At 73.2% G+C, this 26281-nt stretch carries 26 protein-coding genes; 16 read left to right on the forward strand and 10 right to left on the reverse strand.

Going from position 1 to position 26281, the window contains the following annotated elements; all coding sequences use genetic code 11:
- Nucleotides 1–18 precede the first annotated feature (18 nt).
- From DMH12_RS11550 to DMH12_RS11575, 6 genes are all read right to left on the reverse strand, one after another.
- Nucleotides 19–1434, reverse strand: coding sequence for an SLC13 family permease (locus DMH12_RS11550; protein ID WP_185832261.1), 1416 nt, complete (start codon nt 1432–1434; stop codon nt 19–21).
- A gap of 57 nt (nt 1435–1491) precedes the next feature.
- Nucleotides 1492–2157 carry a response regulator transcription factor gene (locus tag DMH12_RS11555; protein WP_125491481.1) on the reverse strand — a complete coding sequence of 222 codons (666 nt, stop codon included), beginning with the start codon at nt 2155–2157 and terminating at the stop codon, nt 1492–1494.
- Nucleotides 2158–2176: 19 nt separating this feature from the next.
- On the reverse strand, nt 2177–3652 hold the full coding sequence (locus DMH12_RS11560) for an ATP-binding protein (protein ID WP_185832262.1): 1476 nt from the start codon (nt 3650–3652) through the stop codon (nt 2177–2179).
- Complete coding sequence (locus DMH12_RS11565; protein ID WP_125491482.1) at nt 3588–3887, reverse strand: small secreted hydrophilic protein; 300 nt, start codon at nt 3885–3887, stop codon at nt 3588–3590. Before DMH12_RS11565 ends, DMH12_RS11560 begins: the two co-directional genes overlap by 65 nt.
- 88 nt (nt 3888–3975) lie before the next feature.
- Nucleotides 3976–4257 carry an Lrp/AsnC family transcriptional regulator gene (locus tag DMH12_RS11570; RefSeq protein WP_122614980.1) on the reverse strand — a complete coding sequence of 94 codons (282 nt, stop codon included), beginning with the start codon at nt 4255–4257 and terminating at the stop codon, nt 3976–3978.
- 234 nt (nt 4258–4491) lie between these two features.
- Nucleotides 4492–5238 carry a rhomboid family intramembrane serine protease gene (locus tag DMH12_RS11575; RefSeq protein WP_125491483.1) on the reverse strand — a complete coding sequence of 249 codons (747 nt, stop codon included), beginning with the start codon at nt 5236–5238 and terminating at the stop codon, nt 4492–4494.
- 157 nt (nt 5239–5395) lie between these two features.
- Here DMH12_RS11575 and DMH12_RS11580 point away from each other — a divergent pair, with 157 nt between their 5' ends.
- From DMH12_RS11580 to DMH12_RS11600, 5 genes are all read left to right on the forward strand, one after another.
- Nucleotides 5396–5635 carry a hypothetical protein gene (locus DMH12_RS11580; RefSeq protein WP_064727475.1) on the forward strand — a complete coding sequence of 80 codons (240 nt, stop codon included), beginning with the start codon at nt 5396–5398 and terminating at the stop codon, nt 5633–5635.
- A gap of 63 nt (nt 5636–5698) precedes the next feature.
- On the forward strand, nt 5699–7042 hold the full coding sequence (locus DMH12_RS11585) for an NYN domain-containing protein (protein WP_125491484.1): 1344 nt from the start codon (nt 5699–5701) through the stop codon (nt 7040–7042).
- Nucleotides 7043–7273: 231 nt separating this feature from the next.
- A complete protein-coding gene (locus tag DMH12_RS11590) occupies nt 7274–8314 on the forward strand; it encodes an NlpC/P60 family protein (RefSeq protein WP_125491485.1) in 1041 nt (346 codons plus the stop codon).
- A 213-nt stretch (nt 8315–8527) separates the two neighbouring features.
- Nucleotides 8528–9562 carry a C40 family peptidase gene (locus DMH12_RS11595; RefSeq protein WP_125491486.1) on the forward strand — a complete coding sequence of 345 codons (1035 nt, stop codon included), beginning with the start codon at nt 8528–8530 and terminating at the stop codon, nt 9560–9562.
- 71 nt (nt 9563–9633) lie between these two features.
- A complete protein-coding gene (locus tag DMH12_RS11600) occupies nt 9634–10827 on the forward strand; it encodes a hypothetical protein (RefSeq protein ID WP_185832263.1) in 1194 nt (397 codons plus the stop codon).
- Nucleotides 10828–10972: 145 nt separating this feature from the next.
- Here DMH12_RS11600 and DMH12_RS11605 read toward each other — a convergent pair whose 3' ends face one another.
- Complete coding sequence (locus tag DMH12_RS11605; RefSeq protein WP_125491515.1) at nt 10973–12214, reverse strand: glycosyltransferase 87 family protein; 1242 nt, start codon at nt 12212–12214, stop codon at nt 10973–10975.
- 122 nt (nt 12215–12336) lie between these two features.
- Here DMH12_RS11605 and DMH12_RS11610 point away from each other — a divergent pair, with 122 nt between their 5' ends.
- On the forward strand, nt 12337–13479 hold the full coding sequence (locus tag DMH12_RS11610) for a glycosyltransferase family 4 protein (protein ID WP_125491487.1): 1143 nt from the start codon (nt 12337–12339) through the stop codon (nt 13477–13479).
- Between the two features lie 104 nt (nt 13480–13583).
- On the opposite strand, the gene DMH12_RS11615 is transcribed toward DMH12_RS11610, so the two are convergent.
- On the reverse strand, nt 13584–15380 hold the full coding sequence (locus DMH12_RS11615) for a long-chain fatty acid--CoA ligase (RefSeq protein WP_125491488.1): 1797 nt from the start codon (nt 15378–15380) through the stop codon (nt 13584–13586).
- Nucleotides 15381–15673: 293 nt separating this feature from the next.
- On the opposite strand from DMH12_RS11615, the gene DMH12_RS11620 reads away from it, so the two are divergent.
- From DMH12_RS11620 to DMH12_RS11645, 6 genes are all read left to right on the forward strand, one after another.
- A complete protein-coding gene (locus tag DMH12_RS11620; protein ID WP_122614974.1) occupies nt 15674–16471 on the forward strand; it encodes a metallophosphoesterase in 798 nt (265 codons plus the stop codon).
- Between the two features lie 157 nt (nt 16472–16628).
- Complete coding sequence (locus DMH12_RS11625) at nt 16629–17069, forward strand: SRPBCC family protein (RefSeq protein ID WP_122614973.1); 441 nt, start codon at nt 16629–16631, stop codon at nt 17067–17069.
- A gap of 82 nt (nt 17070–17151) precedes the next feature.
- Nucleotides 17152–18324: an ArsA family ATPase gene (locus tag DMH12_RS11630; RefSeq protein ID WP_125491489.1), complete on the forward strand. Its 1173-nt coding sequence runs from the start codon at nt 17152–17154 to the stop codon at nt 18322–18324.
- A gap of 66 nt (nt 18325–18390) precedes the next feature.
- Nucleotides 18391–18927, forward strand: coding sequence for a DUF5304 domain-containing protein (locus tag DMH12_RS11635; protein WP_125491490.1), 537 nt, complete (start codon nt 18391–18393; stop codon nt 18925–18927).
- A 54-nt stretch (nt 18928–18981) separates the two neighbouring features.
- Nucleotides 18982–19935 (forward strand): ROK family glucokinase, encoded by a 954-nt coding sequence (locus DMH12_RS11640; protein ID WP_122614970.1) that lies wholly within the window; start codon nt 18982–18984, stop codon nt 19933–19935.
- A gap of 129 nt (nt 19936–20064) precedes the next feature.
- A complete protein-coding gene (locus DMH12_RS11645) occupies nt 20065–20826 on the forward strand; it encodes an endonuclease/exonuclease/phosphatase family protein (protein WP_125491491.1) in 762 nt (253 codons plus the stop codon).
- A 24-nt stretch (nt 20827–20850) separates the two neighbouring features.
- On the opposite strand, the gene DMH12_RS11650 is transcribed toward DMH12_RS11645, so the two are convergent.
- Nucleotides 20851–21465 (reverse strand): hypothetical protein, encoded by a 615-nt coding sequence (locus tag DMH12_RS11650; RefSeq protein ID WP_125491492.1) that lies wholly within the window; start codon nt 21463–21465, stop codon nt 20851–20853.
- Complete coding sequence (locus DMH12_RS11655) at nt 21458–22261, reverse strand: carboxylesterase (protein ID WP_125491493.1); 804 nt, start codon at nt 22259–22261, stop codon at nt 21458–21460. The genes DMH12_RS11650 and DMH12_RS11655 overlap by 8 nt, the downstream gene beginning before the upstream one ends.
- Nucleotides 22262–22409: 148 nt before the next feature.
- Here DMH12_RS11655 and DMH12_RS11660 point away from each other — a divergent pair, with 148 nt between their 5' ends.
- The 4 genes from DMH12_RS11660 to DMH12_RS11675 are packed head-to-tail and all read left to right on the forward strand — an operon-like array spanning nt 22410 to nt 26208.
- On the forward strand, nt 22410–23183 hold the full coding sequence (locus tag DMH12_RS11660) for a 1-acyl-sn-glycerol-3-phosphate acyltransferase (protein ID WP_185832269.1): 774 nt from the start codon (nt 22410–22412) through the stop codon (nt 23181–23183).
- Nucleotides 23184–23215: 32 nt separating this feature from the next.
- Nucleotides 23216–24457 (forward strand): MacS family sensor histidine kinase, encoded by a 1242-nt coding sequence (macS, locus tag DMH12_RS11665; protein ID WP_125491495.1) that lies wholly within the window; start codon nt 23216–23218, stop codon nt 24455–24457.
- Between the two features lie 22 nt (nt 24458–24479).
- Entirely contained in the window at nt 24480–25127 is a 648-nt protein-coding gene (locus tag DMH12_RS11670) for a response regulator transcription factor (RefSeq protein ID WP_125491516.1), read from the forward strand.
- A gap of 52 nt (nt 25128–25179) precedes the next feature.
- A complete protein-coding gene (locus DMH12_RS11675; protein WP_125491496.1) occupies nt 25180–26208 on the forward strand; it encodes a 6-phosphofructokinase in 1029 nt (342 codons plus the stop codon).
- Nucleotides 26209–26281 lie beyond the last annotated feature (73 nt).

Below are 26281 nucleotides of genomic sequence, written 5' to 3' on the forward strand. Positions count from 1 at the left end.
CGGACATGGCGGACTCCTTCATCGGGTGACGGGCACGCCGAGCAGCGGCCAGACGGCGGCGGCGAAGAACAGCACGAGCAGGGCGGTCAGCGGGGCCAGGACGGCGGACAGCCGCAGCAGGTCGCGCGGGGTGTAGGTGGGGGTGCCGGGGATGTCGGAGAAGAGCGTGACCGGCTTGGCGGAGGCCGGCAGCGTGTGACAGAAACCGGCGGCGGCGGTGGACGCGAGCGCCGCCGCGACCGGGTTGACGCCCGCTCCCACGGCCGCGGCGATCACCAGCGGGACCAGCACCGACGAGCGCGCCGAACGGGACTGGAGGACCAGGTGGGCCGCCGTGCTCACCGCGACCACGACCCCGAGGAAGACGGCCGGCGCCACGTGTGCGGGCAGCCCCGACACCAGCCACTTCGCCGCCCCGGAGTCCGCGAGCGCCACGCCCATCGCCATGGTCGCCGCCATGAACAGCAGCAGCGACCAGGGCACCGTCTTCAGCGCGTCCTTGAGCCGCACGGTGCCCAGCGCGGGGGAGGAGGCGACGACCGCCCCGATCAGCGCCACCACGGCGGGCGACACATGGTGCAGGGGCTCGCTGCACCACAGCGCCACCACCGTGGCCAGCAGCAGGGCGCAGCGCTTCTCCGCCTGCGTCCAGGGGCCGGTGACCGGGCTCTCGCTGTGCCGCTGTATCTCCTCGGCGGTGATGTGGACCGGGCCCCGCCGGTCCGCGCGGCGCGTGGTGGTCAGAAGGACGGTCTCGGCGGCCAGGTGGGAGGACGCCACCGCCAGCGGCAGCCCCAGGAGCAGCCATTGCGTGAACCCGATCCGGTCCCCGGTCGCCTCCCACAGCACCGACACCGTGATCAGGTGCGCGCCCGCGCCGATCAGGGTGGCGACCGCCGACAGCAGGATCACCGTCGGGAACAGCAGCGCCAGCATCACCACCAGCCGCTTCCGGTCCGCGAGGGCCTTGGCGAGCGCCAGGAACACCGGCAGCGCGAGCGCCGCCCGGCCCGACGTGGCCGGCACCGCGAAGGCGGTCACGACCAGCGCGGCCGTCGTCAGGTGCGTCAACTGCCGTACGGTGCGCGCCCCGCCGACCAGGAACGCCGCCGCCCGCCCGGCGAGCCCGGTCCGGGCCACCGCCGCCGCCAGCACGAAGGCGCAGATCAGCAGCCACACCGTGGCGTCCCCGAGGGTGCCGAAGAGGGTGTCGCTGCTGATCACTCCGGTCGCGGTCAGCGCGAGCCCGGCGCCCAGCGCGATGTACGTGTCGTCGATCGGCGTGCCGATCCAGGCACAGGTCGCCAGCGCGAACACGGCCAGGGTGAGCCGCGCGTCGCCGCCCAGGGCGGGGAAGTTGGCGGGGACCGCCAGCAGCGCGCACAGGGACAGCGCCACGCACAGGGCCGCCGCGAGGCGGAGGTTCAGCGTCACGTCATCGAGGGTTCACGGGTGCGGTGAGCCGTCGATGAGCGTCACATGAAGGAAACTTCACCAGGCCGGCAGCCGGTACCCCATCCCGCGCACGGTCTCCACCTGCTGTGCACCGAGCTTCTTGCGCAGCGCCCGCACGTAGACGTCCACGATGTTGGAGCCCGGGTCGAAGTCGTAGCCCCACACGTGCGACAGGATCTGCTCGCGGGAGAGTACCTGCCCCGGATGGCGCAGGAACAGCTCCAGGAGCACGAACTCACGGGCCGTCAGGTCGACCGTGCGCCCCTGGGAGCGGGCCCTGCGGGTGCGCAGGTCGAGGCTGAGCGCCCCCGACTTCAGCACCGTCACCTCCGGCGCGCGGGCCGCCGTGCGCAGCCGCAGCCGCACCCGGGCGAGCAGTTCCTCGAAGCGGAACGGTTTGGTCATCCAGTCGTCGGCGCCGCCCTCCAGGCCGGCCACCGTGTCCCGGACCGAGTCCCGGGCGGTCAGCACGATGACCGGGGTCGTCACCCGGGCCTCGCGCAGCTCGCGCAGGACCGTGAAGCCGTCCCGGCCGGGCAGCCCGATGTCCAGGACGACCAGGTCGAAGCCGCCGGTGAGGGCGTATGCGTAGGCGGTTTCGCCGTCGCCGACGGCGGTGGTGGTGAAGCCGTTGGCGCGCAGGCCCTTCTCGACGAAGGAGGCGATGCGCTCCTCGTCCTCGACGATGAGGATGCGGTTCATGGGCGTGCCTCTTCCGGAGTCAGTCCAGTGTCAGTACGAAGGTGGCGCCGCCGCCCTCGGTGGCGCGCAGGCCGACCCGGCCGCCGTGGCCCTCGGCGATCGCCCGGACGATCGACAGGCCGAGCCCGGCGCCCGTGCCGCGCACCCCGCGCCGTGCCGTGCCGCGCCGGAACCGCTCGAAGATCACCTCGGCGTCCTGCGCCTGGACCCCGGGGCCGGAGTCGGCGACGTACAGCTCGACGCGGGTGCCGTCGGCGCGGGAGCCGATGCGGATGGTCTGGCCGGTGGTGGTGTGCTGCACCGCGTTCTGCGCGAGCTGCACCATGGCCTGGGTGATCCGCTGGGGATCGAGCCGGGCCTCCCGGTCGGCGACCTCCGCCAGCACCCAGTCGCGGTCCCCGAGGGTGCGGGCCTTGACGTAGACGTCGGCGGTGAGTTCGGCCAGCTGCACCGGTCCGGGGGTGACGAAGTCCGGGCGTTCGGCCTTGGCGAGCAGCAGCAGGTCCTCGACGATGCGGCTCATCCGGTCCAGTTCGTCGGTGACGAGCCGGACGGTCTCCTCGCGCTCGGCGGGCTCGTCGCCCATCAGTTCCAGGTGACCGCGCACGATGGTGATGGGGGTGCGCAGTTCGTGGCCCGCGTCGTCGACGAACCGGCGCTGGGTGGCGAAGGCGCGCTCCAGCCGGTCCAGCATGGCGTTGAAGGTCTCGGCCAGGGCGGCGACGTCGTCGTGGCCGTGCACCGGGATGCGCCGGGTCAGGTCCTGCTCGGTGAGCTGCGCGGCCGTGGTGCGCACGAGCCGCACCGGTTTGAGGATGCGGCCGGCGACCACCCAGGCGATGCCGGTCGTCATCAGCAGGGCGACCCCGGAGATGGCGAGCAGGACGCGGAACACCTCGTCCGCGCGGGCCTGTTCGCGCCCCGGGTGGAAGGCGACCACGAACGCGGCCGCCGGTTCGCCGCCGTAGCGGGCCACGGTGACCTTGGCCCAGCGGATCTCGCCCTCGGGGCGCTCCAGGGTGCCGGTGGAGTCGGGCGAGGCGTGGATGCGGCGCCGGGCGTCGGCGTCCTCGTGCAGGGGGCGGTCGACCGGGATCTCCCGCTGCTGGATGATCTGGGTGGGCCTGCTGCCCACCTCGCCCACCAGGCCGACCAGTTCCTCGTCCAGGTCGGCGTACTGCCGCTCCAGGAAGACCCGCAGCAGCCGGCCGGGGTCGGTGAAGGGGCGGCCGGTCTCCGGGTCGAACCCCTGCTCCTCGAAGTTGGCGAACTCGCCGGCCTCCTGCGCGAGCAGGCCGTTGATCCGCTGGTCGGTGTCGCGCAGCAGGATCGAGCGGGTGGTCGCCGCCACCGAGGCCAGCGCGACCGCCATCACGAGCAGCAGCCAGAGCAGGATGCGGACCCGGGCCGAGATCCGTCGGCGTTCACGGTCAGCCGTCGGCCCCGTCGTCCCCGGCCCCGTCGTCCCCGCCGTCCCGGCCTCGGTCGTCGTCATCGTCGTCATCCGAAGGGCCGTCCGTCACCGGCGGCCGGGTCACCACCTGGTCGCTGGGCGTGGGGTCGGGCGAGGAGGAGGCCGGTGCCGGGCTGGGGGAGCCGCTCTCCAGCTCCACCTTGGCCGGGACCCTGGGCTCCTGGGGACTGTCGGTGAGGGCGAAACTGGTCGCGGCGATACCGAGCGGAATCAGGACGACGGCGGCGAGGGCCGCCATCCGGCGGGAGAAGACCATGCGTCCGATGCTGCGCCCGGTACCCGGTGATTCCGATGAGTCCCGCATGAAGAACCCTTCATCCGCGACGGCCCCGCTGAGCGTCGGCTCAGCTGTCGAGCCCGATCGCGAACGCCGCCTCCAGGTCGTGCTGCGAGTACGTCCGGAACGCGACGTGGGTGTCGGTGCCCTCCACACCCGGGATCTTGCTGATCCGGCCCGGGATGACGTCGGCCAGGTCCTCGTGCCGGCTCACCCGCACCATGGCGATCAGGTCGTAGGTGCCGGTGACGGAGAAGACCTCGCTGACGCTCTCCAGCGCGGCGATCTGCTCCGCGATCTCGGGAATCCGGTCCACGCTGGTCTTGATGAGCACGATCGCGCTGATCACGGCTGGTTCTCTCCCTCGGGGGCCGCCACTGGAACGCTCTTCACTCTAGGGCCTGTCCGGCGGACCATGCCGCGGACGCGGGGTCTGGTGCGCACATCTGCGGCGTTGTCGTCACTCGCCGACTCCCCCACGCTCGGCTTCGCTCGCGCGGGGGGACCCCCATCGCGTCGACTCCCTCCTCCGCCTTGCAGCTGCACGCACCAGACCCCGCTCACCGGCACGGAACAGGTGCCGTCACTCTCCCGCGGCCTGGTCCGCCGGACAGGCCCTAGCCGTACGCCCGAACCGCACCCACGCGAAAGTGAAGCCCAGGCCGAAGCCCACCAGGTGGGCGAGGTACGCCACCCCCGGGCCGTCGCCCGCGCGGCCCGCCGCCATCCACTGGAGGGCCGCCCAGAAGGGGAGGACCAGCCAGGCCGGGAAGCGCAGGGGCAGGAAGAAGAGGAAGGGCAGGAGGCTGGTCACCCGGGCGCGGGGGAAGAGGAACAGGAACGCGCCGAGGATCGCGGAGATCGCCCCGGAGGCGCCGACCAGGGACTGCGGGGAGTGGGCGTTCGCGCCCGCGTAGCCGAGCAGCGCCAGGTAGCCGCAGCCGAGGTAGAACAGGGCGAACTGGAGGCGGCCCATGCGCTCCTCGGTCATCGCGCCGAAGACGTACAGGAAGAGCATGTTGCCCAGCAGATGCACCCAGCTGCCGTGGACGAACAGCGCCGTGGCGGGGGTGAGCGCGGAACCGGGGGAGCCCTCGAACAGTTCTGCGGGGATCACGCCCCAGCGCCGGAAGTACGCGCGCTGCGCGGCCAGCAGCTCCTCCCCGGTGCCGTACGCCGGATTGAGGCCCGCCGCCGGGCTGACCAGGAACAGTACGCAGCAGAGCGTGATCAGCGTGTACGTCACCGGCGCCGTGCGGCCCCGTGGCGTCAGGGCCGTGCCGAGCGTTCGAGCCGTCCCGAGGGCCGTCCTGCTCCAGTTACCGATCATGGACACAGAGCATGACGTAACGGACCGCAACCGCCCATACCGCCTCGCCGCCGTGGACACGCGGGCGTCGGGTACCCGCCAGGCCGTAGGGTTACGAGCCACACGCACCGGGAGAGCCCGGCGCGTCACCGACACTGGAAGAGAGCGAACAGCCACGATGACGGTTCCCCTGCCGACGGACACGACACGGTGGCGCTGCACCCTGTGCGGCAACCTGACCCGATTCGACGTGACCCGGGCCTCGAAGGTCGTCGAGTACGTCCACCTCGACCTGGCCGGCGAGCCGAAGGTCGAGGAGCGCGAGGTGCTCAGCGAGACCGTCGAGTCGGTGCGGTGCCGCTGGTGCAACGCCGTGGACCAGGTGGAACTCGTGGACAGGCCGGGTGCCGCCTCCTGATCGGAGCGGTTCCCGCACGAGGCGGTCCCCGGCCGGGACCGCCCTGAGACATGGGGATGACGGATGGTGGAGACACACGACGGGGAGCCGGGCGACGGCGCCGCCGAGGTGCTCGACCGCCCGCTGCCCGACGGCGTGCGCCGCAGAGTCGTGCAGATCGTGTCCGACGGCTTCGGCGGACTCACCCTCGCCGAGCTGCCCGCGCAGCTGAGGCAGTACGCCAGGTTCGCCCCCAACCGCAGGGCCAAGTTCGCCGGCAACGCCATGGCCGCCGCCGTGGAGAGCGACCCGCTGTTCCGCCAGCGCATCGGCGAGAAGTTCCGCGACGCCCAGCCGGAGCTGGCCGGCGCCCTGGACGCCGGCTCCCCGCCGCCCGCCGCCGACCCGCTCGACGTGGCCGCCGCGGCCTACGTGCTGCGCCCGCACGGCTGGGTGAAGCTGGTGACCGCCGCCGGCGAGGAGGCGCAGCGCGCGGACGCCGAGCGCGCCGACGAGGAGAGCCGCGCCGAGCTGGAGCGGCTGCACGAGGAGCTGGCCCGGGCCCGGGAGCACACCCGGACGGAGACCGAGCGGCTGCGCGCCGAGCTGGAGTCGGCCAAGAAGGAGACCGAGGCGCTCCACCGCAAGCTGCGCTCGGCCCTCAGCGACGTCAAGCGCGGCGAGGCCGCGCTGCGCAAGGTCCAGGCCGAGATGGACACCGTCCGCACCGAGGGCCACACCCAGGTGTCCGCCGCCGAGAGCGAGTCCCGGCGGCTCAAGACCCGCCTCGCGGAGGCGGAGGCGGCCCTGGAGGCCACCCGCAAGGCCGCCCGCGAGGGGCGCAGCGTCGAGGACATGCGCGTCCGGCTGCTCCTTGACACCCTGCTGGACGCCACCCAGGGGCTGCGCAGGGAGCTGGCGCTGCCTCCGGTGTCCGTGCGGCCCGCCGAGACGGTGGACGCGGTCGAACCCGGACGGATGACGCCGAAGGACATCGCCGCGCGCGCCCTGTCCGAGAACGACCCCGCCATCCTCGACCAGTTGCTCGCCCTGCCCCAGGCCCACCTGGTCGTCGACGGCTACAACGTCACCAAGACCGGCTATCCGCAGATGCCGCTGGAGAAGCAGCGGCTCAGGCTGCTCGGCCAGCTCTCCCAGCTCGCCGCCCAGACCGGCGCCGAGATGACCTGCGTCTTCGACGGGGCCGAACTGGCGGCGCCGGTGCTGCTCGCGCCGCCGCGCGGCGTGCGGGTGCTCTTCTCCAAGCCCGGCGTCACCGCCGACGAGCTGATCCGCCAACTCGTGCGCGCCGAGCCGCCGGGACGGCCCGTCATCGTCGTCTCGACCGACCGCGAGGTGGCCGACGGCGTCGCGCGCGCCGGCGCACGCCCGGTGGCGTCCGTGGTGCTCCTCAAGCGGCTTTCCTAGCCGCTCATTCACATCCGCACCAACCGCAACGTAGGCGCCCTATGCCTGAATTGACGGAACTGTCACGCAACGTAGTGTCAGGCGGGCGTCACTGCAGGTGAGTTGTGACGAAGAACGCGGTGCGTAGCCAGGATTTTTCGGCGGAGGATTTGAACTGATCACGAGTGGGTCACTAGGGTCAGCCCTCGAACCCTCGAACGGGTGATCCCTCTCAAGAAGGAGCTCGTCTCCGTGGCGTCCCACCGTCGTCCCAAGCAGCCGAGCCGCACGCGCGTGACCGTGCTCACCACCGCTGCCGCCGCCGCTGTCGCTCTCAGCTCGCAGGCCGCCAACGCCGCGCCGAGCGAGAAGCCGAGCAAGGACGAGGTCAAGGCCAAGGTCGACAAGCTCTACGAGGAGGCCGAGAAGGCCACCGAGAAGTACAACGGCGCCAAGGAGAAGCAGGAGAAGCTCCAGAAGGAGATCTCCACCATCCAGGACAACGTCGCCCGCGGCCAGGAGGAGCTCAACGAGCTGCGCGACGGCCTCGGTTCGATGGCCAGCGCCCAGTACCGCTCCGGCGGCATCGACCCCTCCCTCCAGCTCTTCCTCTCCGCCGACCCGGACAACTACCTGGACAAGGCCTCCACCCTCGACCAGCTCAGCGGTCAGCAGGTCGAGGCGCTGAAGAAGATCCAGGGCAAGCAGCGCGACCTCGCCCAGCAGCGCTCCGAGGCGACCGAGAAGCTCAAGGACCTCTCCGCCACCCGCACCGAACTGGGCAACAAGAAGAAGGAAGTCCAGGGCAAGCTCTCCTCCGCGCAGAAGCTGCTCAACACGCTCACCGCGAAGGAGAAGGCCGCGCTCGCCGCCGAGGAGCAGCGCGCCACCCGCAGCAGCGAGCGCGAGGTCCTCTCCGGCAGCGGGACCCCCGCCTCCGGCCGGGCCGCCGCCGCCTTCGCCGCCGCCCAGAGCAAGATAGGCACGCCGTACGTCTACGGCGCCACCGGCCCGTCCTCCTTCGACTGCTCGGGCCTGACCTCCTGGGCCTACGCCCAGGCCGGCGTCGGCATCCCGCGCACCTCCGAGGCACAGACCGGCGCGGGTACCCGGATCTCCTCGATGAGCCAGCTCCAGGTCGGCGACCTCGTCTTCTTCTTCAACGACCTGCACCACGTCGGCCTTTACGCCGGCAACGGCCAGGTCCTGCACGCGCCGCGTACCGGCACGGTCGTGCGCTACGAGTCGATGAGCACCATCGGCGGCCCGTTCATGTTCGGCGTGCGGGTCTGACCCGGAGCACGCGCCACCCCTGAACCGCCCTCGCCATGCCGCCCGTTCGGGCGAATCACGGCACGGCCTGTGGACCCCCCGCCCCGCCGGTGACCTGCGTCAGCGGCGGGGCGCCGCCGTGCGCGGCGCCCGGAGGTCGTTGGCCGGTACCCCGTCACGGGGTTACTGTCTGCCGCGTTTCCCCGTCCGCCAGCGGAAGGAGTGCGGCTTCCCGTGGGGTCCCATCGCCGCCTTGCACCGTCCGGGTTCGACCGCGGCTCAGCCGCCGCCGTCGGCCTGCTCTCCGTCGCCGCCGCAGTCCTGGGCGCCGTACCGGCCACCGCCGCGCCCGCGGCCCCGGCCGCCCCGCAGGACGACCGGCGGGCGGAGGTGGACCGCCTGCACACCGAGGCGGAGCAGGCGACCGAGGCCTACAACAAGGCCGACGCGCGCACCGACGCCCTGCAGAAGGAGGTCGGCACCGCGCAGGACTCGATCGCCCGGCAGCAGGAGCGGATCAACTCCATGCGCGACGCGCTCGGTTCGCTGGCCGGCGCCCAGTACCGCTCCGGCGGCATCGATCCCTCGCTGGCCCTGCTGCTCTCCGCGAACCCGGACCAATACCTGGAGCGGGCCTCCGTCCTCGACCGGATCTCCAGCCGCCACGCGGGCGAGCTGCGGGAACTCCAGCAGGCCATGCGCGACCTCGCCCAGGACCGCACCGAGGCCGCCGAGAAGCTCGCCCTCCTGGAGAAGGGCCGCAAGGCCGTCGCCGCCCACAAGAAGACCGTGGAACGCAAGCTCGCCAAGGCGCGCGCGCTGGTCAACTCCCTCCCGGACGGCGAACGCGCGGGCTACGAGCGCGGCTCCCGCTCCGGCCGCCCGGACCTGACCGCCCTCACCGGCGCCCAGGGCCCCGCCTCCGGCCGCGCGGGCGCCGCGTTCGCCGCCGCCCGCGCCGCCCTCGGCAAGCCGTACGTGTGGGGCGCCAACGGCCCCTCCGGCTTCGACTGCTCCGGCCTGACCCAGTGGGCGTACGCCCAGGCCGGGGTCGGCCTGCCGCGCACCTCGCAGGCGCAGTCCGGCAGCGGTCAGCGGGTCTCCCTGTCCGAGGCCCGGCCCGGCGACCTCGTCGCCTACCGCGACGACGCCAGCCACATCGGCATGTACGCCGGAAACGGCCAGGTGATCCACGCGCCCTACCCCGGCGCGCCGGTGCGCTACGACCCGGTCGGCATGATGCCGGTCTCCTCGATCACCCGGGTCTGACCCGCCGCGGCACCGCAATCCGCAACGCAGCCCTGCCACCCGTACCGCCACGCGCCCGTACGATCGGGAAGGTGGCTGGTCGATCGCGGGTGTCGGGTTCCTCGGTGGTGGCGCTGTGCCTGCTGCTGGTCGCCCTCGTGGCCTGCGGCGGCAGGGTCACCGCCGACCCGGTGCGGGCCGAGGTGCAGAAGGTGCTGGACCGGCGCGCGGCGGCCGTCCTCGGCCACGACCGGGCCGCCTACGCCCGTACGGGCACCGGGACCGGCTACGGCAACCTGAGCGCGATTCCGCTGGCCGACTGGTCGTACCGGGTGACCGACGTGGACCGCGGCGTCGACACCGCCACCGCCGAGGTCGAGCTGCGCTACCGCGTCGACGGCTACGACCGGGGCGCCGTCACCGCGAACCGCACCGTCGCGCTGAGCCGGGACGGCGCGGACGGGGAGTGGGCCGTCGACTCCGAGCGGCCCGCCGAGGAGTCCGGCCAGCAGCCCTGGGACCAGGGCACGGTTCAGGTGGTGCGCGGCACGCACAGCCTGGTGCTCGGCGTCGGGCAGTCCGCCGGCGCACTGCGCGCCTTCGCCGGCCTCGCCGACCGGGCGGTGCCCGCCGTCTCCGACGCCTGGGACGGCGACTGGGCCCGCCGGGTCGTCGTGCTCGTCCCCCGGTCCGTGGAGGGCATGGCGGGCCTGCTGGGCTCGCCCGCCTCCTCCTACCGGGGCATCGCCGCGGTCACCACGGGGGAGACGGGCGGCCGGGAGCACGCCCCGGCGGACCGGATCATCGTCAACCCCGACGCGTACGGGCTGCTCGGCAGCCTCGGCAGGCAGGTCGTGCTCACCCACGAGACCACCCACGTCGCCACCCGCGCCGACACCACCGCCGCCACCCCGCTGTGGCTCTCCGAGGGCTACGCCGACTGGGTCGGCTACCGGGGCACCGACCGCGACCCCGACGAGGCCGCTCCCGAACTGCGCGGCGAGGTGTCCGAGGGCCGGGTGCCCGGCGCACTGCCGACGGACGAGGACTTCGGCTTCACCGCCGACGCCGACGAACTGGCCCGCGCCTACGAGGGCGGCTGGCTGGCCTGCCGCATGATCGCCGATCAGTGGGGCGAGGACCGCCTGGACGCGTTCTACCGCGCCGTGGGCACCCACGACGAGCGCGCGGGCGCGGTGGAGGCGGCCATGGACGAGACCCTCGGGACGACACCCGAGGACTTCACGGCACGCTGGCGGGAGTACGTGCGGAGCGTGCTGGGCTGAGACTCCCGGCTCGGTGGGTGGTGGGTGTGGTCGAGGACGCCGCGCGGGCCCGGTGCGATGGCGGAAGGGTCTGCGGGTCGATTGCGGGCCTAGGCGTCCTGGCCCCGGGGGCGGCGGGACACGGGAGCGGGGGTGCCGCGCGGTGTCACGGTGCGATGGCGGGTGTGTCCGTGGGGCGAGTCGTGGTGAGCCCTTCGCTCCGGGCGGCGGGAGTGCGTCGCCGGGTGTCGTGCCACAGGGCACGGGCCCCGATCAGGGCGGCGGCCACCAGCAGGCCGTTGCGCACGGCCAGGAGCGCGATGCCGACAGGCGTGCTCGCCACGACGTCGGCGAACAGGACCGGGAACTCCAGCGCCGTCACCGGGGTCGCCGCCAGCACCAGCGCGGCCGGCACCCGCATCCGGGTCGCCCGGTAGCACCGGCAGACCGCCGCGAGGCCGACCAGCCACACCATGTACTGCGGGCTGATCACCCGGCTCGTGACCGTGAAGACCAGCACCGCCACGAAGGCCGCGTCCGCCGCCGTGTGCGCCGCGAACCGGGCCGCGCGCAGCCGCCACAGCAGCAGCCAGCCGAAGCCGAGCGCGCTCAGCACCAGGGCCACCGTGCTCACCGCGCCCACGTACGGGCCGAGGAACTCCACCGAGCCGTAGTTCAGCAGCACCTCGCCCCGCCAGCCGAAGTGCCGGGCGACGTGGAACACCAGCGCCCCCAGCGACTCCACCTCGGTGCCCCGCTCACTCTGGAACGTCAGGAACGCGAACGCCCCCGGCATCGTCACCACGAACAGCGCGGCCAGCCCCGCCCCGCTCACCGCGGCCGCGACCCACGGCCCACGGCCCCGCATCCCGAGCAGCACCAGCGCCGGCCAGACCTTCAGCAGCGCCCCGAGCGCCGCCAGGGCCCCCGCCACCCTCGGATGCCGCCCCGCGGCCAGCAGTGCGGCCACCGCGACGGCGGTGACCATCACGTCGTAGCGGGCGGACACCGGCGGGCCCAGCAGCGGCACGCCCACCACCCACACCCACGCCCCGCGCGGCGAGCGCCCCGCGCCCCGGCCCGCGTGCCGCAGCAGCGCCAGCACCGTCAGGTCCACGGCACAGGCCAGGACGAAGAAGGCCGTGGCGTACGTCAGGAAGGGCAGCAGCCCGGGGGAGAGGACCGCGAAGGCCGCCGCCGGCGGGTACTGCCAGGTGACGTCGTCCAGCGGAAACGTTCCGGTGCGCAGGATCTCGCACCAGCCCCGGTAGATGACGGACACGTCGCTGGTGACGTCCGGACCGGGGAAGACCAGCACCTTGAGCACGAACAGCAGCAGCAACAGCCGTGTGGCGCCCCAGGCCGTCAGCAGCCACCGCGGTGACCGCCCCTCGTCCCTCGTCTCCACGTGCTCCCTGCCCGTCCGCGTCCGCCCTGCCGGTGCGGCCATGATGACCCGGGCACCTGTGCGTCTGCCACAGGACGCGGCCGGGCCCCGGCCCGCGCGGAGGGTTCGGTAGGGTCGGCGGCGTGCGCAAGACCTTGATCGTGACGAACGACTTCCCGCCCCGTCCGGGCGGCATCCAGGCCTTCCTGCACAACATGGCGCTGCGCCTGGACCCCGAGCGGCTGGTCGTCTACGCCTCCACCTGGAAGCGGAGCCGCGAGGGCGTCGAGGCCACCGCCGCCTTCGACGCCGAGCAGCCCTTCACCGTCGTACGGGACCGTACGACGATGCTGCTGCCGACGCCGGGCGCGACCCGGCGCGCGGCCGGACTGCTCCGCGAGCACGGCTGCACGTCGGTGTGGTTCGGCGCGGCGGCACCCCTCGGCCTGATGGCACCGGCGCTGCGCCGGGCGGGCGCCGAGCGCCTCGTCGCCACCACCCACGGCCACGAGGCGGGCTGGGCCCAGCTGCCCGCCGCCCGGCAGCTGCTGCGCCGTATCGGGGAGTCGACCGACACCATCACCTACCTCGGCGAGTACACGCGCTCACGCATAGCGGACGCGCTCACCCCGGCGGCCGCCGCACGGATGACGCAGCTGCCGCCGGGCGTCGACGAGAAGACCTTCCACCCGGGCAGCGGCGGCGACGAGGTCCGCGCCCGCCTCGGGCTGACCGAGCGCCCCGTCGTGGTCTGCGTCTCACGCCTGGTCCCGCGCAAGGGCCAGGACACCCTGATCCGGGCCATGCCCCGCATCCTCGCCGCCGAGCCGGACGCCGTCCTGCTGATCGTCGGCGGCGGCCCCTACGAGAAGGACCTGCGCCGCCTCGCCGAGGACACCGGCGTCGCCGCCTCCGTGCACTTCACGGGCGCCGTGCCGTGGTCCGAGCTGCCCGCGCACTACGGTGCCGGCGACGTCTTCGCCATGCCCTGCCGTACCCGCCGTGGCGGCCTCGACGTCGAGGGCCTCGGCATCGTCTACCTGGAAGCCTCCGCGACCGGCCTCCCCGTCGTCGCCGGCGACTCCGGCGGCGCCCCGGACGCGGTACTCGACGGGGAGACGGGCTGGGTGGTCCGCGGCGGCTCGCACGACGACACGGCCGACCGCGTCACCACCCTGCTGGCCGACCCCGAACTCCGCCGGCGCATGGGGGAGCGGGGCCGTGCCTGGGTCGAGGAGAAGTGGCGCTGGGACCTGCTGGCGGAACACCTGAAGGCGCTGCTGTAGCGCGGGATGACTGCGCGCCCTTCAGGGGCGCGGGGAACTGCGCGACCAGCCACAGCGAACCCGCGCCCGCCCACGGCGCCGAAGCGGCACCCCACCAGGCGCCCTCACTTGGCGTAGATCGCCTCGATCTCCCCCGCGTAATCCTTGGCGACAACATTCCGCTTCAGCTTCAACGACGGCGTCAAGTGCCCGGAGTCCTCGGTGAACTGAGCCCCCAGCACCCGGAACCTCCGCACCGACTCCGCCTTGGAGACCGCCGAGTTCCCGTCGTCGATCGCCGACTGGATCTCGGCGAGCAGTTCCGCGTCGTCCCGCAGCGACGCCGCCGTGGAGCCGGCCGGCTTGCCGTGCTCCGCGCACCACCGTCCGAGGAACTCCTCGTCGAGGGTGACCAGCGCGCCCACGAAGGGCCGCCCGTCGCCGACCACCATGCACTCCGCGACCAGCGCGTGCGCGCGGATGCGGTCCTCGATCACGGCCGGGGCGACGTTCTTGCCGCCGGCGGTGACGATGATCTCCTTCTTGCGGCCGGTGATCCGCAGGTACCCGTCCTCGTCGAGGGTGCCGATGTCACCGGTGTGGAACCAGCCGTCGGCCAGCGCCTCGGCGGTCGCGCCCGGATTGTTCCAGTACTCCTTGAACAGGTGCTCGCCGTGCAGCAGCACCTCGCCGTCGTCCGCGATGCGCACCACGGAGCCCGGCAGCGGCTGACCGACCGTGCCGATCTTCTGCCGGTCCCAGGGGTTGAAGGCGGTGGCGGCGCAGGACTCGGTCAGGCCGTAGCCCTCCAGGACCGTGAAGCCGATGCCGCGGAAGAAGTGGCCGAGCCGCTCGCCGAGCGGCGCGCCGCCGGAGATGGCGTACTCGCCGCGTCCGCCGAGTACCGTGCGCAGCTTGCCGTAGACGAGCCGGTCGAAGACCTTGTGCTTGATCTTCAGGCCGACGGACGGACCCGACGGCGTGTCCAGCGCCCGGCTGTACGCGATGGCGGTGTCCGCCGCCTTGTCGAAGATCTTGCCCTTGCCGTCGGCCTGCGCCTTGGCGCGCGCCGAGTTGTAGACCTTCTCGAAGACGCGCGGCACACCGAGGATCAGCGTCGGCCGGAAGGCGGCCAGCTCGTCGGTGAGGTTCTTGATGTCGGGGACGCAGCCCAGCTTGATCGGCGCGATCATCGGCGCGACCTGCACCAGCCGCCCGAAGACGTGCGCGAGGGGCAGGAAGAGGAGGACGGAGCACTCACCGGTGCGGAACAGGGGGCGCAGGCGCTCGACCACGTTCCCGCACTCGGCGAAGAAGCTGCGGTGGGTGAGGACGCAGCCCTTGGGGCGGCCGGTGGTGCCGGAGGTGTAGACGATGGTCGCGGGGTCGTCGGCCTTCGCGATCGAGCCGCGCTCCTCGACGGCGCGGTCGGTGACGTCCTGGCCGAGGCGGCCCAGTTCCTCCACGGCGCCGGCGTCGATCTGCCAGACGTTCTTGAGGGCGGGCAGCGCCTCGCGCACCGACTCGACGACGGCCGAGTGCCCGGCCGACTCCACGACGCAGGCGGTGGCCCCCGAGTCGCTCAGGATCCACTGCACCTGCTCCGGCGAGCTGGTCTCGTACACCGGCACGGTGATCGCGCCCGCGCTCCAGATGGCGAAGTCCAGCAGCGTCCACTCGTAGCGGGTGCGGGACATGAGGCCGACCCGGTCGCCCGGCTGCACGCCGGACGCGATCAGGCCCTTGGCGGCGGAGTGCACCTCGGCGAGGAAGTCGCGGGCGGTCACGTCCTGCCAGGCGCCGCCCGCCTTGCGGGAGATGACGGCGACGTCGGGATGCTGCGCGGCGTTTCTGCGGACGATGTCGGTCAGGTTTCCGTCCGCGGGGACCTCGTACAAGGCCGGAAGGCTGAACTCGCGCAAGACTGCTGCTCCTCATAGGGCGCCGGCGCCACGACACTGTGTGATGCGACGGTGCGGTCCAAGGCTCGGGCTGGTGCTCGGGAGGTGGTTGAAATCCTGAGCACGACTGGACTGCCCGGACGTTACCCGTCGGTATGCGTTCTCCGACAGGGGGTCCCCGCGAGATGTTCGACGCGTCACACGGATGGGGTTTCCTTTGCGCACAGTAGTCGACGGATCAACCGACCAGCCAGTAACCGCAGGTCCGACCGCCACTGTTCACAAGAGGCGCGCGCTGCTTACGCTTGATCACCATGGCACCCACACCGGCCCGTAACACGAGCACGCGCGTCCACGTGGTCAGCGACGTGCACGGCAACGCCCGCGACCTGGCCAGGGCCGGCGAGGGCGCCGACGCCCTGATCTGCCTCGGCGACCTGGTCCTCTTCCTCGACTACGCCGACCACTCGCGCGGCATCTTCCCCGAACTGTTCGGCGTCGCGAACGCCGACCGCATCGTCGAGCTGCGCACCGCCCGCCGCTTCGCCGAGGCGCGGGAGTTCGGGGCGGGGCTGTGGGCGGGCGTCGGCGGGGACCGCTCGAAGCTGATCGAGGGGGCGGTGCGCAAGCAGTACGCCGAGCTGTTCGCCGCCTTCCCCACCCCGACGTACGCCACCTACGGCAACGTCGACGTGCCGCCGCTGTGGCCCGAGTACGCCCGCCCCGGCACGACCGTGCTCGACGGGGAGCGGGTGGAGATCGGCGGCCGGGTCTTCGGCTTCGTCGGCGGCGGCCTGCGCAGCCCGATGCGCACGCCGTACGAGATCAGCGACGAGGAGTACGCCGCGAAGATCGAGGCCGTCGGCGAGGTGGACGTGCTGTGCACCCACATCCCGCCGCAGGTGCCGGACCTGGTCTACGACACGGTGGCGCGGCGCTTCGAACGGGGCAGCCGGGCGCTGCTGGACGCGATCCGGCGGACCCGGCCCCGGTACGCGCTGTTCGGGCACGTGCACCAGCCGCTGGCCCGCCGCATGCGCATCGGCGCCACCGAGTGCGTGAACGTCGGCCACTTCGCCTCGACCGGGCGGCCGTGGGTGCTGGAGTGGTGATTTTTCCGACCGGGGCCGCACAGGCAGGTGGTGACCGTCGCGGCGTCCGTGCGCGATAGCCTTCACGCGGCACACACGTGTGCGCCACGGGCGCACGCGACCACAAGACGACTCACCACGACACCTGTACCGGCCCGCATCCGGAGGAGCCACGGCGATGGCGGAACACACCAGCTCGAGCATCACCATCGAGGCGGCACCCGCCGACGTCATGTCGGTGATCGCGGACTTCGCCCGCTACCCGGACTGGACCGGCGAGGTGAAGGAGGCCGAGGTCCTCGCCAGCGACGCCCAGGGACGCGCCGAACAGGTCCGGCTGGTCATGGACGCCGGTGCGATCAAGGACGACCAGACGCTGGCGTACACCTGGACCGGCGAGCACGAGGTGTCCTGGACGCTGGTGAAGTCGCAGATGCTGCGTTCACTCGACGGCTCCTACCTGCTCCGCCCGGCGGGCACGGGCACGGAGGTCACCTACCGGCTCACCGTCGACGTCAAGATCCCGATGCTGGGCATGATCAAGCGCAAGGCCGAGAAGGTCATCATCGACCGCGCGCTGGCGGGCTTGAAGAAGCGAGTGGAAACCCCGGCGAAGTAGCGTCGGCCGAGCCGCGGGCAATCGCGAACCACCCCGGCGTCACGCGGCCCGGGGCCGGACCGCGCGGGTACCGTTCAGCCTCATGCGCACCATCCTGATCACAGGCCCCGGCGGCAGCGGCCGTACCACCGTCGCGGCCGCCACCGCGCTCGCCGCCGCCCGGCAGGGCACCCGCACCCTGCTGCTCGGCACCGACCGCGACGACACCCTCGGCGCCGCGCTCGGGGTGCGCACCGGCCCGGCGCCGACGTCCGTCGAACCCCACCTCACCGCCTGGCGGCCGGACGCCGCCCAGGGGTTCCGGGACGGCCTCGCCGCGCTCCAGGACCGCGCCTCCTCCGCCCTCGACCTCCTCGGCGCCGCCCGCCTCGACCCCGAGGAACTCACCCCCCTCCCCGGCGCCGACGAACTCGCCCTGCTGCGCGCCCTGCGCGACGCCGCCCTCGCGGAGCGGCACGACCTCCTCGTCGTCGACCTCCCGCCCGCCCCGCGCGCCCTCGCCCTGCTCGCCGCCCCCGAGGAGCTGCGCCGCTGCCTGCGCCGGCTGCTGCCCCCCGAGCGGCAGGCGGCCCGCGCCCTGCGCCCCGTCCTCGGCAGGCTCGCGGGCGTCCCCATGCCCGCCGAGGCGCTGTACGAGGCGGCGGCCCGCTGGGACCTGGAACTCGCCGCCGCCGAAGCCGTCGTCGCCGACCGGAACGCCGTCGTACGGCTGGTCGCCGAGCCGGGCCCGGCGGGCGCCGACGCGGTCCACGCCACCGTCCTCGGCCTCGCCCTGCGCGGCCTGCGCACCGACCTGCTGGTCGCCAACCGCGTGCTGCCCGAGGAGGTCCCGGCCGACAGCTGGCTCACCGGCCCCCTCGCCCAGCAGCGCAAGACGCTGGAGGAGTGGCGGGGCACGTACGACGTCCGGGCCCTCCCTCACCTCGGCCGCGATCCGCGCGGCACCGACGACCTCGCCGCGCTCGGCGCGCCGGGCGCCGGCCCGGCCGTCGCCCCGGTCGAGTGGCCCGTCACCGACCGGCTGGCCGAGGACGGCGTCCTGGTCTGGCGCATCCCGCTGCCCGGCGCCGTACGCGAGGAACTCGACCTGGTCCGCCGCGGGGACGAACTGGTCGTCGCCGCCGGGCCGTTCCGCCGGATCGTTGCGCTGCCGTCCGCGCTGCGCCGCTGCACCGTCGACGGGGCCGCGCTGCGGGAGGGCACGCTCGCCGTCCGGTTCGCGCCGGACCCGCAGCTGTGGCCGCGGGGGCGCTGATCCCGCCACGGGGCCCGAGTCCGTTCGGGTAACGTCGTAAGGACGAAACGTAGTCAGGAGTCCGTCATGAGCGAAAAGCTCCCCCCGTCCGAGGCACCCCGCCCCGACGAGGCCGACGGGGCCGACGCCGCGCGACCGGGCGACGCCGACGCCTGGGCGACGGCGTGCGCCGAGGACCTGGAGTCGGAGAAGGCCCGCCGCCGTGCCGAGTACGGGGTACCTCCCGGCTCGGCCGCCGAGGAGCTGCGCCGGCTCGTCGACACCGTGGCGGACAAGCTGTCCGGCCTCCAGTCCCCGCTGCTCGGCCAGGTCGCCGGACCCGCCGCCCAGCAGGTGTTCCGGCAGGTCGTCCAGCAGGCCAGGGCCGCCGTCGAACCGGTCATCGAGCGCAACCCGGACGTCTTCGACCACCTCGCGGCCGCAGGCGGCGAACTCCTCGCCGCCTACCGCTCCGCCGTCCAGGACCAGGAACGCCGCTGGACCACCGGCAGTGCCGCGGCCAAGGACCCGCGCGACCCCCGCGACCAGGCCGAACGCCGGGACGGCGACGGCGACGACGGCGACGAGGGCACCGGTCCGGGCCAGCGCATCGACCTGGACTGAGCCCCGCCTCGGGTACGGTTGCCCATAGCGGGGCTCGACCGAACTGAGGGATTCATGGGACTCACCATCGGCGTCGACATCGGCGGCACGAAGATCGCGGCCGGCGTGGTCGACGAGGAAGGCAACATCCTCTCGACCCACAAGGTGCCGACCCCCAGCACACCCGAGGCCATCGTGGACGCCATCGCCTCCGCGGTGGAGGGCGCACGCGTGGGGCACGAGATCGTCGGAGTGGGCATCGGCGCCGCCGGATACGTCAACCGCCAGCGCTCCACGGTCTACTTCGCGCCCAACATCGACTGGCGCCAGGAACCGCTCAAGGAGAAGGTCGAGGCCCGCGTCGGCCTCCCGGTCGTCGTGGAGAACGACGCCAACGCGGCCGCCTGGGGCGAGTACAAGTTCGGTGGTGGCAAGGGCCACCGCAACGTCATCTGCATCACCCTCGGCACCGGCCTCGGCGGCGGCATCATCATCGGCAACAAGCTGCGCCGCGGTCACTTCGGTGTGGCCGCCGAGTTCGGCCACATCCGCATGGTCCCGGACGGCCTGCTGTGCGGCTGCGGATCGCAGGGCTGCTGGGAGCAGTACGCCTCCGGGCGGGCCCTGGTGAGGTACGCCAAGCAGCGTGCCAACGCCACCCCCGAGCGCGCCGAGGTGCTGCTCGCGCTCGGCGACGGCACCCCCGAGGGCATCGAGGGCAAGCACATCTCCGTGGCCGCCCGCCAGGGCTGCCCGGTCGCCGTCGACTCCTACCGGGAACTGGCCCGCTGGGCCGGCGCCGGCCTCGCCGACCTGGCCTCCCTCTTCGACCCGTCCGCCTTCATCGTCGGCGGCGGCCTCTCCGACGAGGGCGACCTGGTCCTCGACCCGATCCGCAAGTCCTACAAGCGCTGGCTGGTCGGCGGCAACTGGCGCCCGGTCGCCGACGTGGTCGCCGCGCAACTCGGCAACAAGGCCGGCCTGGTGGGCGCGGCCGACCTGGCCCGGGAGCCCGACCCGATCATGTAGATCGAGGATTGCTGTACGCCCAAGGGGCGCGGGGAACTGCGCGACAAGCCACGACGAACCGGCAGTCGCCCACGAACCCCGCGCCCCGAGCTGTCCGGCGCACCATCCGCGGTCCCGTAAATTGACCGCATGGCGACATCCCTCCCCCCGCTCCCCAACTCCCGCACCGAACCGGACGGTTCCGCCGTCATCCGCGTCCTCAGCTACAACATCCGCTCGATGCGCGACGACACCGACGCCCTCGCCCGCGTCATCTCCGCCTGCGCCCCCGACCTCGTCCTCCTCCAGGAGGCCCCCCGCTTCTTCCGGTGGCGCAAGAAGCTCACCCGGCTCGCCGACGCCTCCGGCCTGGTGCTGCTCTCCGGCGGCGCCCCCGCGGCCGGCCCCGCGCTGCTGTGCTCCCTGCGGGCCACCGTCGAGCGCACCGAGGACGTACTGCTCCCGCTCACCCCCGGCCGGCACCGGCGCGGCCTCGCCACCGCCGTGGTCCGGTTCGGCGGCGCCCGCCTCTCCGTCCTGAGCTGCCACCTGTCCCTGGAGGCGGAGGAGCGCCACGAGCAGGCGGGCCTGCTCCTCGACCGGCTGGCCGCCCTGGACGTCCCGCACGCGGTCGCGGGCGGCGACCTCAACGAGCGCCCTGGCGGCCGCACCTTCCGGCGCCTCGGCGACGGGTTGCGGGACTGCTGGACCGCCGCGCCCTGGGGCGGCGAGTACACGTTCACACCCACGGCGCCCGACCGCCGCATCGACGCCGTCTTCGTCACCGAGGGCGTCGAGGTGCTGGGCTGCGGGGTGCCGCTGGGGCTCGCCGGGGTGGCCGAGGCGGACCTGAGGGCGGCCACGGACCATCTCCCGGTCCTGACCGCCCTCCGCGTACCCGCGACGCCCTGACCCCGGGCACTGCCCGAGCGTCGGCTAGACCACCGCGCCCCGCCCCGGATCGTCGTCGTCCTCGTCGTCCGTCCGCATCCGCATGACCAGCGTGGCGAAGCCGCCGAGGAAACCGCCGATGCTGAGGGTCGTCAGCCACCAGGTCATGTCCCAGCCGAACAGCACCGCCAGCAGAAGCAGCACCGGTCCGCCGAGCACGCCCAGCCAGGCGAACTTCGCGGTGGGGTCCGCCTCGGGCAGCGGCGGCGGCTCGGGCGGCACGAAGTGGCCCTCGTCGTCCTCGTCGAGATCGTCGTCGGACGGCTCGGCCGGCGTGTGGTCGCGGGGACCGACGCCGGGCGCGAACGCGACGGAGCTGCCCAGCGGCCGGGCCGAGGACGGCTGGTCCGACGCGGGCTTCTCGTCGTTCGTCTCGGGCTCCAGGAGCGCCAGGTCCTCGACCGACTTGAACGGCTTCGCCCCCGGCGGGTCCGGCGGCTCGTCCCCGTACCCGGCGACGATCGCGGCCCAGGCGGCGTCCTCGTCGAGGGGCACGCCGCCCTGCTCCTCGGGCCCGCGGTCCGCCGCGCGCTCCCGCCCCTCGGGGTGCTCCCGCTCCCGCTCCTCGCGGTCCTCGCGGTCGGAGTCGTGCTCAGCCACCTGCGGCCGTCCCTTCCTTGCCGAGACCGGGCTCCGGCTCCCTGACGGAACCGGGCGCGAGCCGGCCGATGAACGCGACGCTCTCCGCGAAGATCCGGTCCGCATCGTGGTCCAACGTCGCCACGTGGTAGCTCTGTTCCAGCAGGACCTCCGTCACGTCCGTGGAGGACACCCGGCCGAGGATCCGCGCCGAGTCGGCCGGCGGCACCACGTGGTCCTGCGGGCTGCGCAGCAACAGCAGCGGCTGCGTCACCTGCGGCAGGTCGCCGTCGGCGAGCCGGAAGTACGAGCGCAGCGAGTGCGCCGCGTGCAGCGGCACCCTGTCGTACCCCAGCTCCGAGCCGAGCGGCTTGGCGATGTCGCTGGCGATGCCCTTCGTCGCCGGCAGCAGATGGCGCAGGACCGGCAGGGCGTGCTGGGCCACGCCGTGCATCCGGTTCGCCGGGTTGACGACCATGACGCCGCAGACCGCGTCCCCGTGCTTGGCGGCGAGCCGCAGCGCCAGCGCGCCGCCCATCGACAGACCGGCCACGAAGACCCGCGCGCAGCGCTCGCGCAGGGCGCGCAGCTCGCGGTCCACCTCCGCGTACCAGTCCTGCCAGCCGGTGACCTGCATGTCCTGCCAGCGGGTGCCGTGCCCGGGCAGCAGGGGCAGCGCGACGGTCAGGTCGCGGGCGGCGAGATACCGCGCCCAGGGGCGCAGCGACTGCGGGGAACCGGTGAAGCCGTGACAGAGGAGGACGCCGGTCTCCCCGCCCTCGTGGCGGAACGGCTCGGCTCCGGGCAGGACCGACACGTCTCGGTCTCCTGTCGTCAGATGCTTGCGGGTACTTCACCGTACGCGACCGTACTGACACCGACCAGGGCCGTCGGGGCCATTGACGGTGCCCCGGGATAGGGTCTGCCCCACAGACACAGGAGGCAATCGGTTGTTGTACGGCGCGATGAAGGTCACCGTCGGGGGTTCGCTGAAGCTCGCCTTCCGGCCCTGGGTGGAGGGCTTGGAGCACATTCCGGCCGACGGCCCCGCCATCCTGGCGAGCAACCACCTGTCGTTCTCCGACTCGTTCTTCCTGCCCGCCGTCCTCGACCGCAAAGTGACCTTCATCGCCAAGGCCGAGTACTTCAACACCCCCGGCGTCAAGGGACGGCTCACCGCCGCGTTCTTCAAGGGGGTCGGCCAGCTCCCGGTGGACCGCTCGGGCGTGCGCGGCGCCGGCGAGGCCGCCATCCGGAGCGGCATAGAGGTCCTGGAGCGCGGTGAGCTGTTCGGCATCTACCCCGAGGGCACGCGCTCGCCCGACGGCCGTCTCTACCGGGGCAAGCCGGGCGGGCTCGCGCGCGTCGCGCTGGCCACCGGCGCGCCCGTGATCCCGGTCGCCATGATCGACACCGAGAAGATCCAGCCGCCCGGCCAGGTGATGCCGAAGCTGATGCGGCCCGGCATCCGCATCGGCCGGCCCCTGGACTTCTCCCGCTACCAGGGCATGGAGCACGACCGTTTCGTGCTCCGCGCGGTGACCGACGAGGTCATGTACGAGATCATGAAGCTCTCCGGCCAGGAGTACGTCGACATGTACGCGACCGCGATGAAGCGGCAGATCGCGGACGCGGCCAAGGCCGAGAAGGAGGCGGGCAAGGCGGCGAAGGCCGCACTCGCCCAGGCGGAGAAGGCGGAGAAGGCCGACAAGGCCGAGAAAAACCCGGCCGGGTCCTAGCCCGGGAGACCGCCAGCCCGGGGAGGGGGGACATGGCCAGGCGCGAGAGAGTCATGCGGATGTCGGTCGAGCAGCCGCTGTGGCGCGCGCTCGCCGGCTACCGCGTGCTGACCATGCTGTACGCGATCGGCTTCTTCGCCACCGCCTACTCCGGCTTCACCCGCCCCTGGCTCGCCGTGGCCTACTACGCCCTCCTGTTCGTCTGGACCCTGGCCACCCTGCCGAAGGTCGCGGGCGCCGCGAGCTGCACCAAGCGCTTCCTCGCCGCCGACCTCACCATCGCGGTCACCGGCATCCTGCTCACGCCCTTCGCCGACGCCCACGAGCGGGTCATGGACGGCGGCCCCACCCTGCCGTCGATATGGACCGCCGGCTCCGTCCTGGCCTTCGCCATCAAGGGCGGCTGGCGCTGGGCGGCCGCCGCCTCCACCCTGGTCGCCGTCGCCAACCTGGTCGAACGCGGTACCCCGGCCCGCGACACCGTGCACAACGTGATCCTCGTCTGGGTCGCCTCCATCGCCATCGGCTACGTCGTCGAGGTCGCCCGCGCCTCCGAGCGCACCCTCGCCCGCGCCCTGGAGATCGAGGCGGCCACCAGGGAACGCGAACGGCTCGCCCGGGACATCCACGACAGCGTCCTCCAGGTGCTGGCCATGGTGCAGCGGCGCGGCGCCGTGATCGGCGGCGAGGCGGCCGAGCTGGGCCGGATGGCCGGTGAGCAGGAGGTGGCGCTGCGCACCCTGGTCTCCGGCGGCCTCGTGCCGGTCTCCCGCGTCTCCGAGGACACCGCCGAGGGCGCGGTCGTCCGCGCGGTCGAGGAACCGGAACCGGCGGACCCGGACGGCCCCGTCGACCTGCGGGCCCTGCTCGCCCCGTACGCCGGTTCCCTCGTGCACCTCGCCGAGCCGGGCGCGCCCGTCCCGCTGGCCCCGGCCGCGGCGCGGGAGCTGGCGGCGGCCGTGGGAGCCGCCCTGGACAACGTACGCGTGCACGTCGGTGAGCGGGCGCGGGCCTGGATCCTGGTCGAGGACGAGCCCGGCGAGGTGATCGTCACCGTCCGCGACGAGGGGCCGGGCATCCCGGACGGGCGGCTCGCCGAGGCCGAGGGCGAGGGGCGGCTCGGGGTGGCCCTGTCGATCCGGGGCCGGCTGCGCGATCTCGGCGGCACGGCAGAACTGATCTCGGTGCCCGGCCAGGGCACGGAGGTCGAACTGAGGGCACCGAAGGAAACCGGCGGCGGCGCCGCCCGGGGGAAGGCAGCGGACCGTGAGTGAACGACGGGAACCGATCAAGGTCATGGTGGTCGACGACCACCCGATGTGGCGCGACGCGGTCGCCCGGGACCTGGCCGAGTCCGGCTTCGACGTGGTCGCCACCGCGGGCGACGGGGAGCAGGCGGTGCGCCGCGCCCGGGCCACCGCGCCCGAGGTCCTCGTCCTCGACCTCAACCTGCCCGGCAAGCCCGGCGTCCAGGTCTGCAAGGAGGTCGTCGGCGCCGACCCGAGGCTGCGCGTCCTCGTCCTCTCGGCGAGCGGGGAGCACGCCGACGTGCTGGAGGCGGTGAAGTCCGGCGCGACCGGCTACCTGCTGAAGTCGGCGTCCACCGAGGAGTTGCAGGACGCGGTGCGCCGTACGGCCGTCGGCGACCCGGTGTTCACGCCGGGACTGGCCGGCCTGGTCCTCGGCGAGTACCGCCGCCTCGCCTCCGAACCCGCCCCCGCCGCGGGCGCCGACGAACCCGGGGCGCCCCGGCTCACCGACCGGGAGACCGAGGTGCTGCGCCTGGTCGCCAAGGGCCTGAGCTACAAGCAGATCGCCGAGCGCCTCGTGATCTCCCACCGCACCGTGCAGAACCACGTCCAGAACACCCTGGGCAAGCTCCAGCTGCACAACCGGGTCGAGCTGGTCCGCTACGCGATAGAACGCGGTCTGGACGACGCCTGACCCCACGCGGGACAGTGGCCCCAACCACTCACCCTCCCAAAGGGGTTGTGCGATGAAGGTCGGAGTACTGACCGGAGGCGGCGACTGCCCCGGGCTCAACGCCGTCATCAGGGCCATCGTCCGCAAGGGAGTCCAGGAGTACGGCTACGAGTTCACCGGCTTCCGGGACGGCTGGCGCGGCCCCCTGGAGGGCGACACCGTCCGCCTCGACATCCCGGCCGTCCGCGGCGTCCTGCCCCGCGGCGGCACCATCCTCGGCTCCTCGCGCACCAATCCGCTCCAGCAGGAGCAGGGCATCCGGCGCATCAAGGAGAACCTGGCCAAGCTCGACGTCGGCGCGCTCATCACCATCGGCGGCGAGGACACCCTCGGCGTCGCCACCCGGCTCGCCGACGAGTACGGCGTGCCCTGCGTCGGCGTCCCCAAGACCATCGACAACGACCTGTCCGCCACCGACTACACCTTCGGCTTCGACACCGCGGTCGGCATCGCCACCGAGGCCATCGACCGGCTGCACACCACCGCCGAGTCGCACATGCGCGTTCTCGTCGTCGAGGTCATGGGCCGGCACGCGGGGTGGATCGCCCTGCACTCGGGCCTGGCCGGCGGCGCCAACGTCATCCTCATCCCCGAGCAGCGCTTCGACGTCGAGCAGGTGTGCGCCTGGGTGACCTCCCGGTTCCGGGCGTCCTACGCGCCGATCGTGGTCGTCGCCGAGGGCGCCATGCCGCGCGACGGCGACATGGTGCTCAAGGACGAGTCGCTCGACTCCTACGGACACGTCCGGCTGTCCGGAGTCGGCGAATGGCTGGCCAAGCAGATCGAGAAGCGCACCGGCAACGAGGCCCGCACCACCGTCCTCGGCCACGTCCAGCGCGGCGGCACGCCCAGCGCCTTCGACCGCTGGCTCGCCACCCGTTTCGGCCTGCACGCCATCGACTGCGTGCGCGACGGCGACTTCGGCAAGATGGTCGCCCTGCGCGGCACGGACATCGTCCGCGTCCCGATCGCCGACGCCACGGTCCGCCTGAAGACCGTCGACCCGAAGCTGTACGAGGAGGTGGGCGTCTTCTTCGGCTGACCGGCCGAGGGACCACCGGCCGACCGGCGGCTCCGGGCAGCGAGTCGTATATTCGGCCCGGAGTCCACCGGAA

The sequence above is a fragment of the Streptomyces sp. WAC 04229 genome (genome assembly GCF_003947455.1).
GTDB lineage: Bacteria > Actinomycetota > Actinomycetes > Streptomycetales > Streptomycetaceae > Streptomyces.

Coding starts and splice junctions, on each gene's coding strand:
- DMH12_RS11675 (WP_125491496.1), top strand. CDS start 25,180: ATGAAGGTCGGAGTACTGACCGGAGGCGGCGACTGCCCCGGGCTCAAC.
- DMH12_RS11620 (WP_122614974.1), top strand. CDS start 15,674: ATGGCACCCACACCGGCCCGTAACACGAGCACGCGCGTCCACGTGGTC.
- DMH12_RS11645 (WP_125491491.1), top strand. CDS start 20,065: ATGGCGACATCCCTCCCCCCGCTCCCCAACTCCCGCACCGAACCGGAC.
- DMH12_RS11585 (WP_125491484.1), top strand. CDS start 5,699: ATGGTGGAGACACACGACGGGGAGCCGGGCGACGGCGCCGCCGAGGTG.
- DMH12_RS11640 (WP_122614970.1), top strand. CDS start 18,982: ATGGGACTCACCATCGGCGTCGACATCGGCGGCACGAAGATCGCGGCC.
- DMH12_RS11555 (WP_125491481.1), bottom strand. CDS start 2,157: ATGAACCGCATCCTCATCGTCGAGGACGAGGAGCGCATCGCCTCCTTC.
- DMH12_RS11575 (WP_125491483.1), bottom strand. CDS start 5,238: ATGATCGGTAACTGGAGCAGGACGGCCCTCGGGACGGCTCGAACGCTC.
- macS (WP_125491495.1), top strand. CDS start 23,216: ATGGCCAGGCGCGAGAGAGTCATGCGGATGTCGGTCGAGCAGCCGCTG.
- DMH12_RS11670 (WP_125491516.1), top strand. CDS start 24,480: ATGGTGGTCGACGACCACCCGATGTGGCGCGACGCGGTCGCCCGGGAC.
- DMH12_RS11630 (WP_125491489.1), top strand. CDS start 17,152: ATGCGCACCATCCTGATCACAGGCCCCGGCGGCAGCGGCCGTACCACC.
- DMH12_RS11580 (WP_064727475.1), top strand. CDS start 5,396: ATGACGGTTCCCCTGCCGACGGACACGACACGGTGGCGCTGCACCCTG.
- DMH12_RS11635 (WP_125491490.1), top strand. CDS start 18,391: ATGAGCGAAAAGCTCCCCCCGTCCGAGGCACCCCGCCCCGACGAGGCC.
- DMH12_RS11625 (WP_122614973.1), top strand. CDS start 16,629: ATGGCGGAACACACCAGCTCGAGCATCACCATCGAGGCGGCACCCGCC.
- DMH12_RS11565 (WP_125491482.1), bottom strand. CDS start 3,887: ATGGTCTTCTCCCGCCGGATGGCGGCCCTCGCCGCCGTCGTCCTGATT.
- DMH12_RS11660 (WP_185832269.1), top strand. CDS start 22,410: ATGAAGGTCACCGTCGGGGGTTCGCTGAAGCTCGCCTTCCGGCCCTGG.
- DMH12_RS11560 (WP_185832262.1), bottom strand. CDS start 3,652: ATGACGACGACCGAGGCCGGGACGGCGGGGACGACGGGGCCGGGGACG.